The sequence below is a fragment of the Priestia sp. P5_B4 genome (assembly GCF_056400385.1).
The window spans coordinates 1-15,245 of the sequence record NZ_JBFULJ010000010.1; the positions used below are offsets into that span (position 1 = coordinate 1).

14 protein-coding genes, 2 rRNA genes and 1 other annotated feature are annotated in these 15,245 nt (G+C 39.6%); all 16 genes read left to right on the plus strand.

Annotated features, from left to right (window positions below):
* Nucleotides 1-107, plus strand: a 23S ribosomal RNA gene (locus tag AC1DRF_RS02555); the annotation flags it as partial.
* Between the two features lie 62 nt (nucleotides 108-169).
* Nucleotides 170-285 (plus strand): 5S ribosomal RNA (gene rrf, locus AC1DRF_RS02560).
* 235 nt (nucleotides 286-520) lie between these two features.
* Complete coding sequence (locus AC1DRF_RS02565) at nucleotides 521-982, plus strand: CtsR family transcriptional regulator (protein WP_013054895.1); 462 nt, start codon at nucleotides 521-523, stop codon at nucleotides 980-982.
* Between the two features lie 41 nt (nucleotides 983-1,023).
* A complete protein-coding gene (locus AC1DRF_RS02570) occupies nucleotides 1,024-1,566 on the plus strand; it encodes a UvrB/UvrC motif-containing protein (protein ID WP_427076960.1) in 543 nt (180 codons plus the stop codon).
* Between the two features lie 3 nt (nucleotides 1,567-1,569).
* Nucleotides 1,570-2,643 (plus strand): protein arginine kinase, encoded by a 1,074-nt coding sequence (locus tag AC1DRF_RS02575; RefSeq protein ID WP_097825356.1) that lies wholly within the window; start codon nucleotides 1,570-1,572, stop codon nucleotides 2,641-2,643.
* Between the two features lie 20 nt (nucleotides 2,644-2,663).
* Complete coding sequence (clpC, locus tag AC1DRF_RS02580) at nucleotides 2,664-5,105, plus strand: ATP-dependent protease ATP-binding subunit ClpC (RefSeq protein WP_043982721.1); 2,442 nt, start codon at nucleotides 2,664-2,666, stop codon at nucleotides 5,103-5,105.
* 123 nt (nucleotides 5,106-5,228) lie between these two features.
* Nucleotides 5,229-6,605 carry a DNA repair protein RadA gene (gene radA, locus AC1DRF_RS02585; protein WP_477740306.1) on the plus strand — a complete coding sequence of 459 codons (1,377 nt, stop codon included), beginning with the start codon at nucleotides 5,229-5,231 and terminating at the stop codon, nucleotides 6,603-6,605.
* 3 nt (nucleotides 6,606-6,608) lie between these two features.
* Complete coding sequence (gene disA / locus AC1DRF_RS02590) at nucleotides 6,609-7,688, plus strand: DNA integrity scanning diadenylate cyclase DisA (protein ID WP_013054900.1); 1,080 nt, start codon at nucleotides 6,609-6,611, stop codon at nucleotides 7,686-7,688.
* Nucleotides 7,689-7,835: 147 nt separating this feature from the next.
* Complete coding sequence (locus tag AC1DRF_RS02595; protein ID WP_013054901.1) at nucleotides 7,836-8,933, plus strand: PIN/TRAM domain-containing protein; 1,098 nt, start codon at nucleotides 7,836-7,838, stop codon at nucleotides 8,931-8,933.
* Between the two features lie 25 nt (nucleotides 8,934-8,958).
* The gene (gene ispD, locus AC1DRF_RS02600) at nucleotides 8,959-9,660 is read left to right on the plus strand and encodes a 2-C-methyl-D-erythritol 4-phosphate cytidylyltransferase (protein ID WP_323619295.1); all 702 of its coding nucleotides are present in this window, start codon (nucleotides 8,959-8,961) and stop codon (nucleotides 9,658-9,660) included.
* On the plus strand, nucleotides 9,657-10,136 hold the full coding sequence (gene ispF, locus AC1DRF_RS02605; protein ID WP_013054903.1) for a 2-C-methyl-D-erythritol 2,4-cyclodiphosphate synthase: 480 nt from the start codon (nucleotides 9,657-9,659) through the stop codon (nucleotides 10,134-10,136). Before ispD ends, ispF begins: the two co-directional genes overlap by 4 nt.
* Nucleotides 10,137-10,241: 105 nt before the next feature.
* Nucleotides 10,242-11,699, plus strand: a complete 1,458-nt coding sequence (gltX, locus tag AC1DRF_RS02610) for a glutamate--tRNA ligase (protein ID WP_028412658.1) — start codon at nucleotides 10,242-10,244, stop codon at nucleotides 11,697-11,699.
* 39 nt (nucleotides 11,700-11,738) lie between these two features.
* Nucleotides 11,739-11,963 (plus strand) — a binding site (T-box leader).
* A 72-nt stretch (nucleotides 11,964-12,035) separates the two neighbouring features.
* On the plus strand, nucleotides 12,036-12,692 hold the full coding sequence (gene cysE, locus AC1DRF_RS02615; protein ID WP_025753192.1) for a serine O-acetyltransferase: 657 nt from the start codon (nucleotides 12,036-12,038) through the stop codon (nucleotides 12,690-12,692).
* Nucleotides 12,682-14,079: a cysteine--tRNA ligase gene (gene cysS / locus AC1DRF_RS02620; protein WP_043982717.1), complete on the plus strand. Its 1,398-nt coding sequence runs from the start codon at nucleotides 12,682-12,684 to the stop codon at nucleotides 14,077-14,079. Before cysE ends, cysS begins: the two co-directional genes overlap by 11 nt.
* A gap of 7 nt (nucleotides 14,080-14,086) precedes the next feature.
* Nucleotides 14,087-14,512, plus strand: coding sequence for a Mini-ribonuclease 3 (locus AC1DRF_RS02625; RefSeq protein ID WP_013054907.1), 426 nt, complete (start codon nucleotides 14,087-14,089; stop codon nucleotides 14,510-14,512).
* Nucleotides 14,502-15,245 (plus strand): 23S rRNA (guanosine(2251)-2'-O)-methyltransferase RlmB, encoded by a 744-nt coding sequence (gene rlmB / locus AC1DRF_RS02630; protein ID WP_043982715.1) that lies wholly within the window; start codon nucleotides 14,502-14,504, stop codon nucleotides 15,243-15,245. Before AC1DRF_RS02625 ends, rlmB begins: the two co-directional genes overlap by 11 nt.

Sequence of the window (15,245 nt, forward strand, 5' to 3'; positions counted from 1 at the left end):
GCGCAAGCTAGTAAGATCCCTGAAAGATGATCAGGTTGATAGGTCAGAGGTGGAAGCGTGGCGACATGTGTAGCTGACTGATACTAATCGATCGAGGACTTAACCAAACTTTAAAAGCGTAAGCTTTACTCAGCGAACTGTTATCTAGTTTTGAGAGAGCAATCTCTTGTCTGGTGGCGATAGCGAAGAGGTCACACCCGTTCCCATACCGAACACGGAAGTTAAGCTCTTTAGCGCCAATGGTAGTTGGGACTTTGTCCCTGTGAGAGTAGGACGTTGCCAGGCACCTGAAAAAGGAYTAGCTAWWWTAGCTAGTCCTTTTTTGTTTACAATTTATTTGTTTTATGAAAAAGTATAGTAAGAACAATAAAATTCACGATTTGCAGGTTTTGAAATAAATTTTAGTGGCAACGATAAAAGTAAAGAATAAACTTTAATAGTACATAGTTGAAAATTTTTTCGTTTCCTTTTATATTTAAATTAAGGTCAAATATAGTCAAAGTCAGAAGGAGGGGGCAGCGTGCCAAATATCTCTGACATTATCGAACAGTATTTAAAACAAGTACTTGAATTAAGTGAAAGAGAAATTGTTGAAATAAGGCGCAGTGAGATTGCTGATAAATTTCAATGCGTTCCGTCGCAAATTAATTACGTTATCAATACCCGTTTTACAGTTGAGAGAGGTTATCTTGTAGAAAGTAAGCGAGGCGGCGGCGGCTTTATTCGTATTGCAAAAGTAAAAATGCATGATGCAGCGGATTTGTTTCAGCAAGTAATTGAGATGATTCAAAATGAAATTTCACAAGTAAGTGCTGAAAACGTCATTATTAGGTTAGTTGAAGAAAAAGTCATCACAGAACGAGAAGCAAAAATTATGTTGAGTGTTATCAATCGTTCAGTTATTAATATTGAACTTCCTTATCGTGATGAGCTAAGGGCTAATCTTTTAAAAGCAATGCTTAATTCATTACGCTACCGATAAGCTCATGATCTATTTTATTTAGAACAGGGAGTGATGACAGGATGATTTGTCAGCAATGTGAAACGAGACCTGCAACTCTTCACTTCACAAAAATCATTAATGGTGAAAAGACGGAGATGCATGTATGTGAACAATGCGCTTCAGAAAATGGAGATGCATTTTCTTTTTCAAATCAGCAAGGTTTTTCAATCAATAACTTACTAGCTGGCCTACTTAACCTAGATCCAGCAGTAACTGAAAATTATAAGCAACAAAATCAGGAAGTTCTTTCTTGTCCTACTTGTGGCATGACATATCAAAAATTTGCTAAAATCGGCAGGTTTGGATGTGCAGATTGCTACAAAACATTTGAGCGACCTCTTATTCCTTTCCTGAAGAGGTTGCATGGAGGTAATTATCTGCATCATGGAAAAATACCAGCAAGAATTGCAAGTAATCTTCATTTAAAAAAGGAATTACAGGCATTAAGATTGAACTTAAAAGAGTATATCGAAAAAGAGGAGTTTGAGAAAGCAGCTGAACTCCGAGATCACATTCGGTTACTAGAAAAGAAGATGAACGAATCGAGAGAGGAGGAATCGTAATTCATGTCCCAGGATTTGTTCTTTTCCCAGCCTGTTAGCTCTTGGATGCGTCAAGAAGCTTCGAATTCAGATATTGTTCTAAGCAGTCGAATCAGGCTGGCTCGAAATTTAACTCATTATCTTTTTCCAACTCTCTTTTCTAAAGAACACGCAGTTGAAGTGGTTCGAGTATTCGAGCAAGTTTTTCAAAAAAGTGAAAACACCAATCAGTGGAATTTGCATTTACTAAAGATGAACGAATTACAGCCTCTTCAAAAGCAAGTGTTGGTTGAAAAGCATCTTATCAGTCCTAACTTGGCTGAAGGAGATAACAACGGAGCTTGTTTTTTATCAGAAAAAGAAGATTTGAGTATTATGGTTAATGAAGAAGATCATTTACGCATACAATGTTTATTTCCAGGCCTTCAATTATCTGAAGCTTTAAGCACAGCGAATAAAGTAGATAATTGGATTGAGAAATACGTAGATTATGCGTTTGATGAAAATAGAGGGTATTTAACCAGCTGTCCCACAAATGTGGGTACTGGGCTACGTGCATCTGTGATGATGCATCTGCCGGCTTTAGTGATGACCCGTCAAATTCATCGTATTATTCCCGCTATTAACCAGCTTGGCTTAGTGGTGAGAGGAATTTATGGAGAAGGTAGCGAAGCTTTAGGGAATATCTTTCAAATTTCTAATCAGATAACCTTAGGGAAATCTGAAGAAGATATTGTGGCAGATTTAAATAGTGTCGTACAGCAGTTGATTACACAAGAGCACTCTGCAAGAGACGCGCTGTTTAAAACATCTCATGTAGAGTTAGAAGATCGAGTGTATCGTTCATATGGAGTATTGGCCAATAGCCGTATTATTGAGTCAAAAGAAGCTTCACAATGTTTATCAGATGTTCGATTAGGAATCGATTTAGGGTATATAAAAGGACTGAGTCAAAATATATTGAATGAACTTATCATTATGACGCAGCCAGGCTTTTTACAAAAGTATTCGGGAGGTCCCCTAAAGCCTCAAGAACGTGACATTAAAAGAGCCACCTTAATTCGAGAACGTCTCACTATAAATAAAAACACAAATTAAACGTGGAGGGTGACGATTATATGATGTTTGGTAGATTTACAGAGCGCGCACAAAAAGTATTAGCTTTAGCACAGGAAGAAGCACTACGCCTAGGTCACAACAACATTGGAACGGAGCATATTTTATTAGGTATCGTTCGTGAAGGTGAAGGAATTGCAGCAAAAGCTCTTTCTGCTCTAGGCCTAAGCACTGAAAAAATTCAAAAAGAAGTGGAAGCATTAATCGGCAGAGGCCAAGAATTAACGCAGACCATTCATTATACACCTCGAGCGAAAAAAGTCATTGAACTTTCAATGGATGAAGCCCGAAAGCTTGGTCATTCTTATGTAGGAACAGAACATATCTTACTAGGCTTAATTCGTGAAGGTGAAGGCGTTGCAGCACGCGTTTTAAATAATTTAGGTGTCAGCCTAAATAAAGCTCGTCAGCAAGTGCTTCATTTATTAGGTAGCAATGAAGCTGCTTCAAGTCATCAAGGCGGAGGCTCTTCAAACGCTAATACACCTACGCTAGACAGCTTAGCACGCGATTTAACAGTTGTAGCCCGCGAAGGAAGCTTAGACCCTGTTATCGGACGTGGGAAAGAAATTCAGCGTGTTATTGAAGTGTTAAGCCGACGTACAAAAAACAATCCTGTATTAATTGGGGAGCCAGGTGTCGGTAAAACGGCAATCGCTGAAGGTTTGGCTCAGCAAATCGTCAACAATGAGGTTCCAGAAATTTTACGCGATAAACGCGTTATGACTTTGGATATGGGAACGGTCGTTGCTGGTACAAAATACCGCGGAGAATTTGAAGATCGCCTGAAGAAAGTAATGGATGAAATTCGTCAAGCAGGTAATATCATTCTCTTTATCGATGAGTTACACACATTAATTGGCGCTGGTGGTGCAGAAGGTGCTATCGATGCTTCTAATATTTTAAAACCGTCTCTTGCTCGTGGAGAACTTCAGTGTATCGGTGCTACGACTTTAGATGAATACAGAAAGTACATTGAAAAAGATGCAGCGTTAGAGCGTCGCTTCCAGCCAATTCAAGTGGATGAACCAACGTTGGAAGAGTCTATTCAAATCTTAAAAGGGCTTCGTGACCGTTATGAAGCGCATCACCGTGTATCTATTTCTGATGAGGCAATCGAGCAAGCGGTGAAACTATCAGATCGCTACATTTCCGATCGTTTCTTACCGGATAAAGCAATCGATTTAATTGATGAAGCTGGTTCAAAAGTGCGTTTACGTTCATTTACAACGCCGCCAAATTTAAAGGAATTAGAGCAAAAATTAGAATCAGTACGCAATGAAAAAGATGCGTCTGTTCAAAGTCAAGAATTTGAAAAAGCAGCATCTTTACGCGATACAGAGCAACGCCTACGCGAAGAATTAGAAGACACAAAGAAAATTTGGAAAGAGCAGCAAGGTAAAGAAAACTCAGCTGTAACCGTAGAAGATATTGCGATGGTGGTATCTAGCTGGACGGGTGTACCGGTCTCTAAACTGGCACAGGAAGAGACAGAAAGACTGCTAAACATGGAAGAGATTCTTCACTCTCGTGTAATTGGGCAAGAAGAAGCGGTAAAAGCAGTTGCAAAAGCTGTGCGCCGTGCTAGAGCAGGCTTGAAAGATCCAAAACGTCCAATTGGTTCATTCATTTTCTTAGGACCAACAGGGGTTGGTAAAACAGAGCTTGCACGTGCATTAGCGGAGTCAATCTTCGGCGATGAAGATGCAATGATTCGTATCGATATGTCTGAGTACATGGAGAAACATTCTACTTCACGCTTAGTAGGTTCACCTCCGGGATATGTTGGATACGAAGAAGGCGGCCAGTTAACGGAAAAAGTAAGAAGAAAACCTTACTCAGTTGTTCTTTTAGACGAAATTGAAAAAGCGCATCCGGATGTATTTAACATTTTATTACAAGTGTTAGAAGATGGACGCTTAACAGATTCAAAAGGCCGTACAGTTGATTTCCGTAATACGATTTTAATTATGACATCAAACGTAGGTGCTGATACATTAAAACGAAGCAAGCACTTAGGGTTCACAGTAGAAGCGGAAGGGCAAGACTACAAAGATATGAAAGGAAAAGTAATGGCGGAAATGAAGCGCGCGTTCCGTCCCGAGTTCCTAAACCGTATCGATGAAATTATCGTCTTCCATTCATTAGAGAAACCTCACTTAGCTGAAATCGTTAAATTAATGGCGGATCAGTTAACAAGACGCTTAAAAGAGCAAGAAATTGATCTTGAATTAACAAAAGAGGCAATTGATAAGATTGCAGAGGAAGGTTTTGATCCAGAATACGGTGCTCGTCCACTTCGTAGAGCAATTCAAAAACATATTGAAGACCGTTTATCTGAAGAGCTGCTAAAAGGGGTTGTTCAAAAAGGTCAGAAAGTGACGCTAGATGTAGACAAAGGAGAATTTGTTGTTAAATCCTCCGCTCCAAGCAGCATCAGCTAAATTTACTCAAACCAAGACGAGGCATACGAAAAAACACGTATGCCTCCCTTTTTATTTTAGCTTAGGAAATAGTGTACAATAGAGATAGAAATCGATTGAATGAACGGAGAGATTGATAACATAATGGCGAAACGAAAAACAAAATTTGCATGTCAGCATTGCGGATATGAAACAGCAAAATGGATGGGGAAATGTCCCGGGTGCGGAAGCTGGAATTCTATGGTAGAAGAAATGGAAGAAACGAAATCATCACGCCGAGGAGCTTTTTCCGGAGCTACTGCTTCTAAAGTCCAAAAACCTCAGTCAATTACAGCGATTGAATCTACAACAGAACCACGAATCTTCACACCTTCTGCAGAGTTAAATCGTGTATTAGGAGGAGGTATTGTCAGAGGGTCACTCGTTTTAATAGGGGGAGATCCGGGTATCGGAAAGTCTACTTTACTTTTGCAAACCTCCGCGCAGTTAGCAATGAAACAAAATAAAGTACTATATATTTCGGGAGAGGAATCAACCAAACAAACGAAGTTAAGAGCGGACAGGCTAGGTGTAAAAGCTGAAGAGCTTTATGTTCACGCAGAAACAAACTTAGAATTAATACTAGAGGCCATCTCAAGCATGCAGCCTGATTTTGTGGTGATTGATTCAATTCAAACCATTTACCATGCTGATGTCACATCAGCGCCAGGAAGCGTCTCACAGGTGCGAGAGTGTACGGCTGAACTAATGCGTGTTGCTAAAACGAATGGAATTGCCATCTTTATTGTGGGTCATGTAACGAAAGAAGGGGCCATTGCAGGGCCAAGACTTCTTGAACATATGGTGGATACGGTTCTTTATTTTGAAGGAGAGCGCCATCATACGTATCGTATATTAAGAGCAGTTAAGAACCGATTTGGATCCACAAATGAAATGGGCATTTTTGAAATGAAAGAAAGTGGGCTAGAAGAAGTATTGAATCCATCTGAAATCTTTCTAGAAGAACGGTCTCAGGGAGCAGCAGGATCGGTTGTTGTCGCTTCAATGGAAGGGACAAGGCCCGTATTAGTAGAGCTGCAGGCGCTAATCAGTCCAACGAGCTTTGGAAACCCTAGAAGAATGGCGACGGGAGTAGATCATAATCGCGTTTCGCTTATCATGGCTGTCTTAGAAAAGCGTGTAGGAATGCTGCTGCAGAATCAAGATGCTTATTTAAAAGTAGCAGGTGGAGTGAAATTAGATGAACCAGCAATTGATTTAGCTGTAGCCGTTAGTATTGCTTCAAGCTTCAGAGATGCTGCTTCTAGCGCTACGGATGTTATTGTAGGAGAGGTAGGATTAACAGGTGAAGTACGCCGAGTATCTAGAATTGAACAGCGCGTTCAAGAAGCGGTAAAATTAGGGTTCCAACGAATTATTATCCCAGAGAAAAATTTAGGAGGATGGAAAGTCCCAGATGGTATTGAGGTGATTGGGGTATCAACAGTAGCGGAGGCTCTGCAATATACATTAGGAGGATAAGCAGTGGAAGGAGAAAAAACAACAGTTAGTCAAAAACAAATATCAGAAATTCTGCAGTTTGTAGCACCAGGAACCCCTATTCGTGACGGTATCGATAACGTCTTGCGGGCAAAGACGGGCGGCTTAATTGTTATGGGCTACAATGAACAAGTCAAAAAGATGGTAGATGGAGGATTTTCGATTAATTGTGCATTTACACCTGCGCATTTATACGAGTTAGCCAAAATGGATGGAGCGCTTATTTTAAATGACAGCGGAAGCAAGATATTATTTGCTAATGCTCAGCTCATGCCAGACCCCTCTACTCCTTCTTCACAGACAGGAATGCGACACCGTACAGCAGAGCGTGTAGCTAAGCAGTCAGGTGTATTGGTAATAGCCATTTCACAAAGAAGAAATGTGATTACGCTTTACAAAGGGTCTCTGCAGTATGTATTGAAAGACATTAGCGTTATTTTAGCAAAAGCGAATCAAGCGCTTGGAACACTTGAAAAGTACAAGGCGGTATTAGACGAATCGATTACAAGTCTCAGTGCATTAGAGTTTGAAGAGCAAGTAACTCATACAGATGTGCTGCAGTCGCTTCATCGTACAGAAATGGTTCTGCGTATTAAAAATGAAATTTTGAGCTATATTAGCGAGTTAGGAACAGAAGGAAGACTAATCCGTCTCCAAATGAATGAACTACTTTCCCACTTAGAGGAAGAAGCAACTTTATTAATCAAAGATTATATGTATGACCTCAGCTTTGACCCTTACCGAGTAATTGAACGCATGCAGCAGCCGTCAAATAATGTTCTTCTCGATGACCAAACGCTTCTTCGCTTAATGGGATATCCCATGTATACAAGCTTTGAAGACAGCGTTATTCCTAGAGGGTATCGAATGCTTCATAAAATTCCAAGACTTCCATCGATTATTATTGAAAATCTCATTGATGAATTAGGGGATTTAAAAACGATAGCAGATGCGTCGGTAGAAGAATTGGATGAGGTAGAAGGCATCGGTGAAATTCGAGCACGGAAAATCAGAGAAGGCCTAAAAAGACTAAAAGAGCAGCATCTTACAAACCGCCAGCTATAGGATATTAATTGACATTAAATGTTTGATTCATTAAGATATTGTGAAAATACAAAAAAAGTGACAGTTTGTTTACAAATTCTGTTTTTTGGTTAAATAACAGGTTTCAATCATTGTAAACTGTTTATAATGATAAAGGGAGGTGAAGGCGTGTTAAAACGTTTTGTACAGTTATTTTTTATTATTACAGGTGGTACATTGGGCGTCTTTTTTATACCTGAACTTATTCAATTATTAAATCTGCAAGATGTAGCATTTCTAGAAAAGCCTTACGTCGATGCAATACTAGGAGCCATTTTGTTTTTCCTTGTCACGTTTTGGATTGTTGATTATATAGTTGAATTAATTCGCCGAGTGGAAGAGGCGTTACTGAAGGCGCCTGTAACGGATGTGCTTTTTGGGAGCTTAGGATTGATTTTAGGGCTTATTGTAGCCTACTTGGTCGGAGCTTTTTTAGGCAGAATTCAACTTCAAGTAGTAAGTACCATTTTACCAATCTTTCTAAGTATTCTTTTAGGTTACTTAGGGTTTCAAGTCGGGTTTAAAAAACGTGATGAACTTGTAAGCGTGTTTTCGATGCCGGCTCGAATTGGGAAGAAAAAAGGACAAGAAGAAGAAACAGATAACGAAGAATCATTAAAGTCTCTTAAGATTTTAGATACGAGCGTTATTATTGACGGCCGTATCGCAGATATTTGTCAAACAGGATTTTTAGACGGAACGATTGTTATTCCGCGCTTTGTGCTTGAGGAACTTCAGCATATTGCTGATTCGTCGGATGTTCTAAAACGAAACAGAGGTAGACGAGGTCTAGATATTCTAAACCGTATTCAAAAAGAACTGGCAATGAAGGTAGAAATTTATGAAGGCGATTTCGAAGACATTCAAGAAGTAGACAGCAAGCTGGTTAAATTGGCAAAGCTAACTTCCGGTTTGGTCGTGACAAACGATTTTAATTTAAATAAAGTATGTGAACTTCAAAATGTTGGCGTTTTAAATATCAATGACTTAGCAAATGCCGTCAAGCCAATTGTACTTCCAGGAGAAGAAATGAACGTATTGGTTATAAAAGACGGTAAAGAGCACAATCAAGGTATTGCCTATCTTGATGACGGTACAATGATCGTGGTAGAAGAAGGAAGAAATTATATTGGAAAGCAAATTGATGTACTGGTGACGAGCGTACTCCAAACCTCAGCAGGCCGTATGATTTTTGCGAAACCCAAGTTATTAGAAAAAGCACTGTGACGTAACAGGTAAAGGGAGTATACCTATGAAGTATGAAATTATCGTGTTAGCTGCAGGTCAGGGGAAGCGAATGAAAGCGGGGCGGAACAAACAATTTTTAACTATTCAAAACGTTCCGCTTATCATTCATACGCTGCAAAAATTCGAACAAGATCCTTGGTGCAGTGGAATTGTACTAGTTGTAAACGAAAAAGAAATGGAGATTTTTGAAGAGTTATTAATCGAATATCCAATTCAAAAGGTTCAATCATTGACAGTTGGAGGCGATGAACGTCAACATAGCGTTTATAACGGCCTTAAAAGTTTAAAGCAGGCTCAGATGGTATTAATTCATGATGGTGCTCGTCCATTTGTTCAACAAAACACAATCCATGAGTTAGTAGAAAAAGCTGCTAGTGATAAGGCTGCTGTGCTGGCTGTTCCAGTAAAAGACACAATTAAGCGTGTGGAACAGGGTACTGTCATTGAAACAGTTGAGCGCTCTAGCTTGTGGGCTATTCAAACGCCGCAGGCTTTTCTTTTTGATGTAGTAATGGATGCACACGAAAAAGCAAAAACAAATGAATACTTAGGCACCGATGATGCAAGCTTAGTAGAAAAAGCGGGGCAAAAAGTATCGATTGTAGAGGGAAATTACGATAATATAAAACTAACAACACCAGAAGATTTGTTATATGCAGAAGCTATATTAACAAAGCTAAACAAGACTGAAGGAGTGGAAAAATGAACATTCGAGTAGGACAAGGTTTCGACGTACATGAATTTGCAGAAGGAAGACCTTTAATCATCGGCGGTTTAGAAATTCCGTATGAAAAAGGATTATTAGGCCACTCAGATGCAGATGTGCTGTTGCATACAATCGCAGATGCCTTATTAGGAGCGGCGGCTAAGGGAGATATCGGAAAGCATTTTCCGGATACAGACCCTGAATTTAAAGATGCTGATTCAGCAAAGCTTCTTCAACACGTATGGAAACTGCTAAAAGATGAAGGCTATGAATTAAGCAATGTAGATTGCACAATTATCGCGCAAAAACCTAAAATGGCTCCTTACATTGAACCAATGAGAGAGCGTATTGCGCAGCTGTTAGAAGCAAGCATTTCTCAAATTAACGTCAAGGCAACAACAACAGAAAAGTTAGGCTTTACGGGACGTGAAGAAGGAATTGCCGCCCAAGCAGCCGTTTTAGTTTATCAAAAATAAAAACAGTTGACTTTGACAGATACCTATTTGGTGATAAAATTAGAACATGTCTAAAACATATAAATACATACTATAAGTAATATTAAATTGGAGGTCATCTTAGTTATGTCAAGCGAAGTAAGAGTTCGTTATGCCCCGAGTCCAACTGGACATCTTCATATAGGGAATGCAAGAACAGCACTATTTAATTATTTATTTGCACGAAATCAAAACGGTAAATTTATTATCCGTATTGAAGATACAGATCAAAAGCGTAATATCGAAGGCGGAGAAGAAAGTCAGCTGCGCTATTTAAAATGGTTAGGTATTGAATGGGATGAGAGTATCGACGTAGGCGGCGAGTACGGTCCTTATCGCCAGTCTGAACGTACGGAAATCTATCAAAAATATACGGAAGAACTTCTTGAAAAAGGGTTAGCTTATCACTGTTACTGTACGTCAGAAGAGCTTGAAAAAGAGCGTGAAGAACAGCAGGCGAACAGTCAAATGCCGCGCTATTCAGGTAAGTGCCGTAACTTAACAGCTGAACAGCGTGCTGAACTAGAAGCAGAAGGCCGTGAGCCAAGCATTCGCTTCCGTGTTCCTAGCAACACAGAAATTAAATGGAATGATATAGTCAAAGATGAAGTATCATTTGAATCTGAAGGCATTGGTGATTTCGTTATTGTGAAAAAAGACGGTACACCAACATATAACTACGCTGTAGCCATTGATGATTATCTAATGAAGATGACACATGTTCTACGCGGAGATGACCATATTTCTAATACACCGAAGCAAATTCTTGTGTATGAAGCTTTAGGCTGGACGCCTCCTGTATTTGGTCATATGACATTAATCGTAAATGAAAATCGCCGTAAGCTAAGTAAACGTGATGAGTCAATCATTCAGTTTATTGAGCAATATAAAGAATTAGGCTACTTGCCGGAAGCACTGTTTAATTTTATTACAATGCTTGGCTGGTCACCTGTGGGAGAAGAAGAAATCTTCTCTAAAGAACAGTTTATTGAAATTTTTGACCCAGCTCGTTTATCAAAATCTCCAGCACTATTTGATACAAGCAAATTACGTTGGATGAACAACCAATACATGAAACAATTGGATTTAGACGAGGTAGTAGCTTTATCAGTTCCTCACTTAGTGAAAGCTGGAAAAGTTGAAGAAACGCGCGATGCAGAAACAGAACAATGGGTACGTGACTTAGTCGCTCTATACCAAGAACAAATGAGCTTTGGCGCTGAGATTGTTGAACTTACTGAAATGTTCTTTAAGAAAGAAATTGATTACAGTGAAGAAGCAAAAGCAGTGCTTGCTGAAGAGCAAGTACCGGAAGTGTTAAAAGCATTTGCTGAAGAAATTTCTTCCTTAGAAGAATTCAGTGCTGATGAAATTAAGGCAGCAACAAAAGCTGTACAAAAAGCAACAGGTCAAAAAGGTAAAAAACTATTTATGCCAATTCGTGTAGCAACAACAGGCGAAACACACGGTCCTGAGCTTCCAAAAGCTATTTCTCTTTTAGGGAAAGAAACAGTTTTAGCTCGTCTAGAAAGCATTTATAGTTAACAAATTTCTATTTTGCCCATATGATAGAATAATCAAATATGGATATCGTTGAGAAGGAAGAGTAGGCAAGTTCATTGCATACCAGAGAGGGTTATCACCGGCTGAAAGTAACCTATGACAAAACTTGTTGAAGTGCGCCTTTGAGTCTTTTGTTGAATGCTGCTAAAGTAAGTAGGCAAAAGCGGGTACTTTCACGTTATGAGAGAAGAGTTGGGATCGTTTTTTGATCCAAACAGAGTGGAACCGCGTATATACGTCTCTGTGTCATTTGACATAGGGGCGTTTTTTTATACAATCAATGAGTAGATAGAGGAATAGCGGAATTGGGGTGAGATGATGCTAAAGTTGTTAAAGGAAGACATTGAAGCCATATTTGAACAAGATCCTGCAGCAAGAAGTTATATTGAAGTGATATTAACCTATTCGGGGTTGCATGCTATTTGGGCACATAGATTCGCTCACGGGCTTTTTAAAAGAAAGTGGTTTTTTCTGGCACGTGTAATCTCACAAATTAGCCGATTCTTCACAGGGATTGAAATCCATCCGGGTGCGAAAATTGGCCGCCGCTTTTTTATTGACCATGGAATGGGAATTGTGATTGGGGAAACGTGCGAAATTGGAGATAATGTAACAGTATATCAAGGAGTAACACTCGGAGGAACAGGGAAAGAAAAAGGAAAGCGTCACCCGACGATCGAAGACAATGTCTTAATTGCAACAGGTGCTAAAGTACTAGGGTCGATTACGATTCATGCGCACTCCAAAATTGGAGCGGGCTCAGTTGTGTTAAATGACGTCCCAGAAAACTCAACGGTTGTTGGTATCCCTGGCCGAGTCGTCATTCAAAATGGCGTCCGGATTCCAAAAGATTTGAATCATCAAGATTTGCCAGATCCAGATGCAGAGCGTTTTAAACAGCTAGAGAAAGAAATTTTACACCTGCAAAATCAATTAAAGGAATTAAAAGAAGGGAAGATTCACCATGGCAATTAAGCTATATAACACGTTAACACGTCAAAAAGAGACATTTGTACCTCTAGAAGAAAACAAAGTCAAAATGTACGTGTGCGGACCGACCGTGTATAACTATATTCATATTGGAAATGCGCGTCCTGCAATCGTATTTGATACGGTGCGCCGCTATTTAGAATTTAGAGGCTACGATGTAGAGTATGTCTCAAACTTCACAGATGTGGATGATAAATTAATTAAGGCAGCAAAAGAGTTAGGAGAAGATGTTCCAACGATCGCAAACCGCTTTATCGATGCTTACTTTGAAGATACGTCAGCTCTTGGATGCAAGCATGCCGATGTGCATCCACGCGTAACTGAAAATATGGATATCATTATTGAGTTCATTGATGAACTGGTGAGAAAAGGATATGCATATGAGTCAGAGGGTGATGTATACTATCGTACACGTAAGTTTGAAGGATACGGAAAATTATCACATCAATCTATTGATGAATTGCAATCCGGTGCTCGTATCGAAGTTGGAGAAAAGAAAGAAGATCCATTAGACTTTACTCTTTGGAAAGCAACCAAAGATGGAGAAATCGCATGGGATAGCCCTTGGGGTCAAGGAAGACCAGGCTGGCATATCGAGTGCTCTGCGATGGCACGCAAGTATTTAGGTGATACAATTGATATCCACGCAGGCGGTCAGGATTTAGCTTTCCCTCATCATGAAAATGAAATTGCCCAATCAGAAGCGCTCACTGGGAAATCGTTTGCGAAATACTGGCTTCATAACGGATATATCAATATTGATAATGAAAAGATGTCTAAATCACTAGGGAACTTCGTGTTAGTTCATGACATTATTAAAAAGCATGATCCGTCCCTACTTCGATTCTTTATTTTATCTGTTCACTATCGTCATCCAATTAACTATAACGAAGAAATTTTAGAGAATACGCGCAAAGGGTTTGAGCGTCTGCAAACAGCTTACGGCAACTTAACTCACCGTCTAGAGGCAGCAACAAATCTTCAAGAAGATGCTTCAGAATGGTTCGAAAAGCTAAAAGAGCTTCGCGAAACGTTTGTTGAAGAGATGGATGATGATTTTAATACGGCAAATGCCATTTCTGTTCTGTTCGAGCTAGCAAAGCAAGCTAACTTGTATTTATTAGAACAAACAACGTCTACAGATGTAATTGAAGCCTTTATTAAAGAGTTTAAAGAATTAGGTGCTGCAATAGGCATTACGTTTGGAGAAGCTGAACTTCTAGACGAAGAAATTGATCAATTGATCCAAGATCGTATTCAGGCTCGTAAAGATCGTAATTTCCAATTAGCAGATCAAATTCGAGATGAATTAAAGGCTAAAAATATTATTTTAGAAGATACGGCGCAAGGAACAAGATGGAAAAGAGGATAATAGTGTTATGAGCAGCAGTAAATTAGATGTAAAACAGCTAAATAGCTTAGCTCTTGCTTATATGGGTGATGCGGTGTTTGATTTACATGTTCGCCGCCACCTGCTGGTGTTAGGGACAGTGCGCCCTAACCAGCTTCATAATAAAGCTAAAAAATACGTATCAGCAAAAGCACAAGCGCAAATCGTATATTATTTTAAAAATGAAAACTTTTTTACTGAAGAAGAAGAAGGTGTACTGCGCCGAGGACGCAATGCAAAGTCCGGTACAGTCCCTAAAAACACAGATGTGCAAACGTATCGCTACAGTACGGCATTTGAAGCGGTCGTAGGCTATTTGTATCTTTTAGGTGAAGAAGAAAGAATGATGGAACTTATTACTAAAGCTATCTCTTTCGTCGATGAAGGAGAGGGAGGAATGAATCATGGAACATGAATTTATCATTGGACGTAATCCGGTCCTAGAAGCCCTAAAGTCTGGGCGCGACATTAACAAACTATGGATTGCGGAAGGATCGCAAGGCGGTTCTATGGGGCAAATCACGCAGTTAGCAAAACGTAATGGTGTATTGGTGCAGTTTGTACCGAAAAAGAAAATTGAGCAAATGGTAGAAGGTATTCATCAAGGAGTAGCTGCACAAGTTGCTGCTTATCAATATGCAGAGTTAGATGATTTATTTAACTTAGCGGAAAAACGTAATGAAAGTCCGTTTTTTCTTCTGCTAGATGAGCTTGAAGATCCCCATAATTTAGGTTCTATTATGCGAACAGCCGATGCCGTTGGCGCACACGGTATTATTATTCCAAAGCGCCGTTCAGTTGGATTAACGGCCACTGTAGCTAAGGCCTCTACAGGAGCGATTGAACATGTTCCCGTAGCAAGGGTAACAAACCTATCAAGGACGATTGATGAATTAAAAGATCGAGGCGTATGGATTGTTGGAACAGATGCGAAAGAAAGCGATGATTATCGCAACTTAGATGGAGGTATGCCGCTTACGTTAGTTATTGGAAGCGAAGGAAAAGGCATGAGTCGTTTGATTCGTGAAAAATGCGACTTCCTTGTACAGCTTCCAATGGTTGGGCATGTTACATCGTTAAATGCATCTGTAGCAGCTAGTCTTCTCATGTATGAGGTTTACCGAAAACGCCATCCTCTAGGTGAATAA

Bases quoted from the DNA above. Each gene is read 5' to 3' on its own strand.
- AC1DRF_RS02570 (WP_427076960.1), top strand. From the start codon at position 1,024: ATGATTTGTCAGCAATGTGAAACGAGACCTGCAACTCTTCACTTCACA.
- AC1DRF_RS02575 (WP_097825356.1), top strand. From the start codon at position 1,570: ATGTCCCAGGATTTGTTCTTTTCCCAGCCTGTTAGCTCTTGGATGCGT.
- clpC (WP_043982721.1), top strand. From the start codon at position 2,664: ATGATGTTTGGTAGATTTACAGAGCGCGCACAAAAAGTATTAGCTTTA.
- radA (WP_477740306.1), top strand. From the start codon at position 5,229: ATGGCGAAACGAAAAACAAAATTTGCATGTCAGCATTGCGGATATGAA.
- ispD (WP_323619295.1), top strand. From the start codon at position 8,959: ATGAAGTATGAAATTATCGTGTTAGCTGCAGGTCAGGGGAAGCGAATG.
- ispF (WP_013054903.1), top strand. From the start codon at position 9,657: ATGAACATTCGAGTAGGACAAGGTTTCGACGTACATGAATTTGCAGAA.
- gltX (WP_028412658.1), top strand. From the start codon at position 10,242: ATGTCAAGCGAAGTAAGAGTTCGTTATGCCCCGAGTCCAACTGGACAT.
- cysE (WP_025753192.1), top strand. From the start codon at position 12,036: ATGCTAAAGTTGTTAAAGGAAGACATTGAAGCCATATTTGAACAAGAT.
- cysS (WP_043982717.1), top strand. From the start codon at position 12,682: ATGGCAATTAAGCTATATAACACGTTAACACGTCAAAAAGAGACATTT.
- AC1DRF_RS02625 (WP_013054907.1), top strand. From the start codon at position 14,087: ATGAGCAGCAGTAAATTAGATGTAAAACAGCTAAATAGCTTAGCTCTT.
- rlmB (WP_043982715.1), top strand. From the start codon at position 14,502: ATGGAACATGAATTTATCATTGGACGTAATCCGGTCCTAGAAGCCCTA.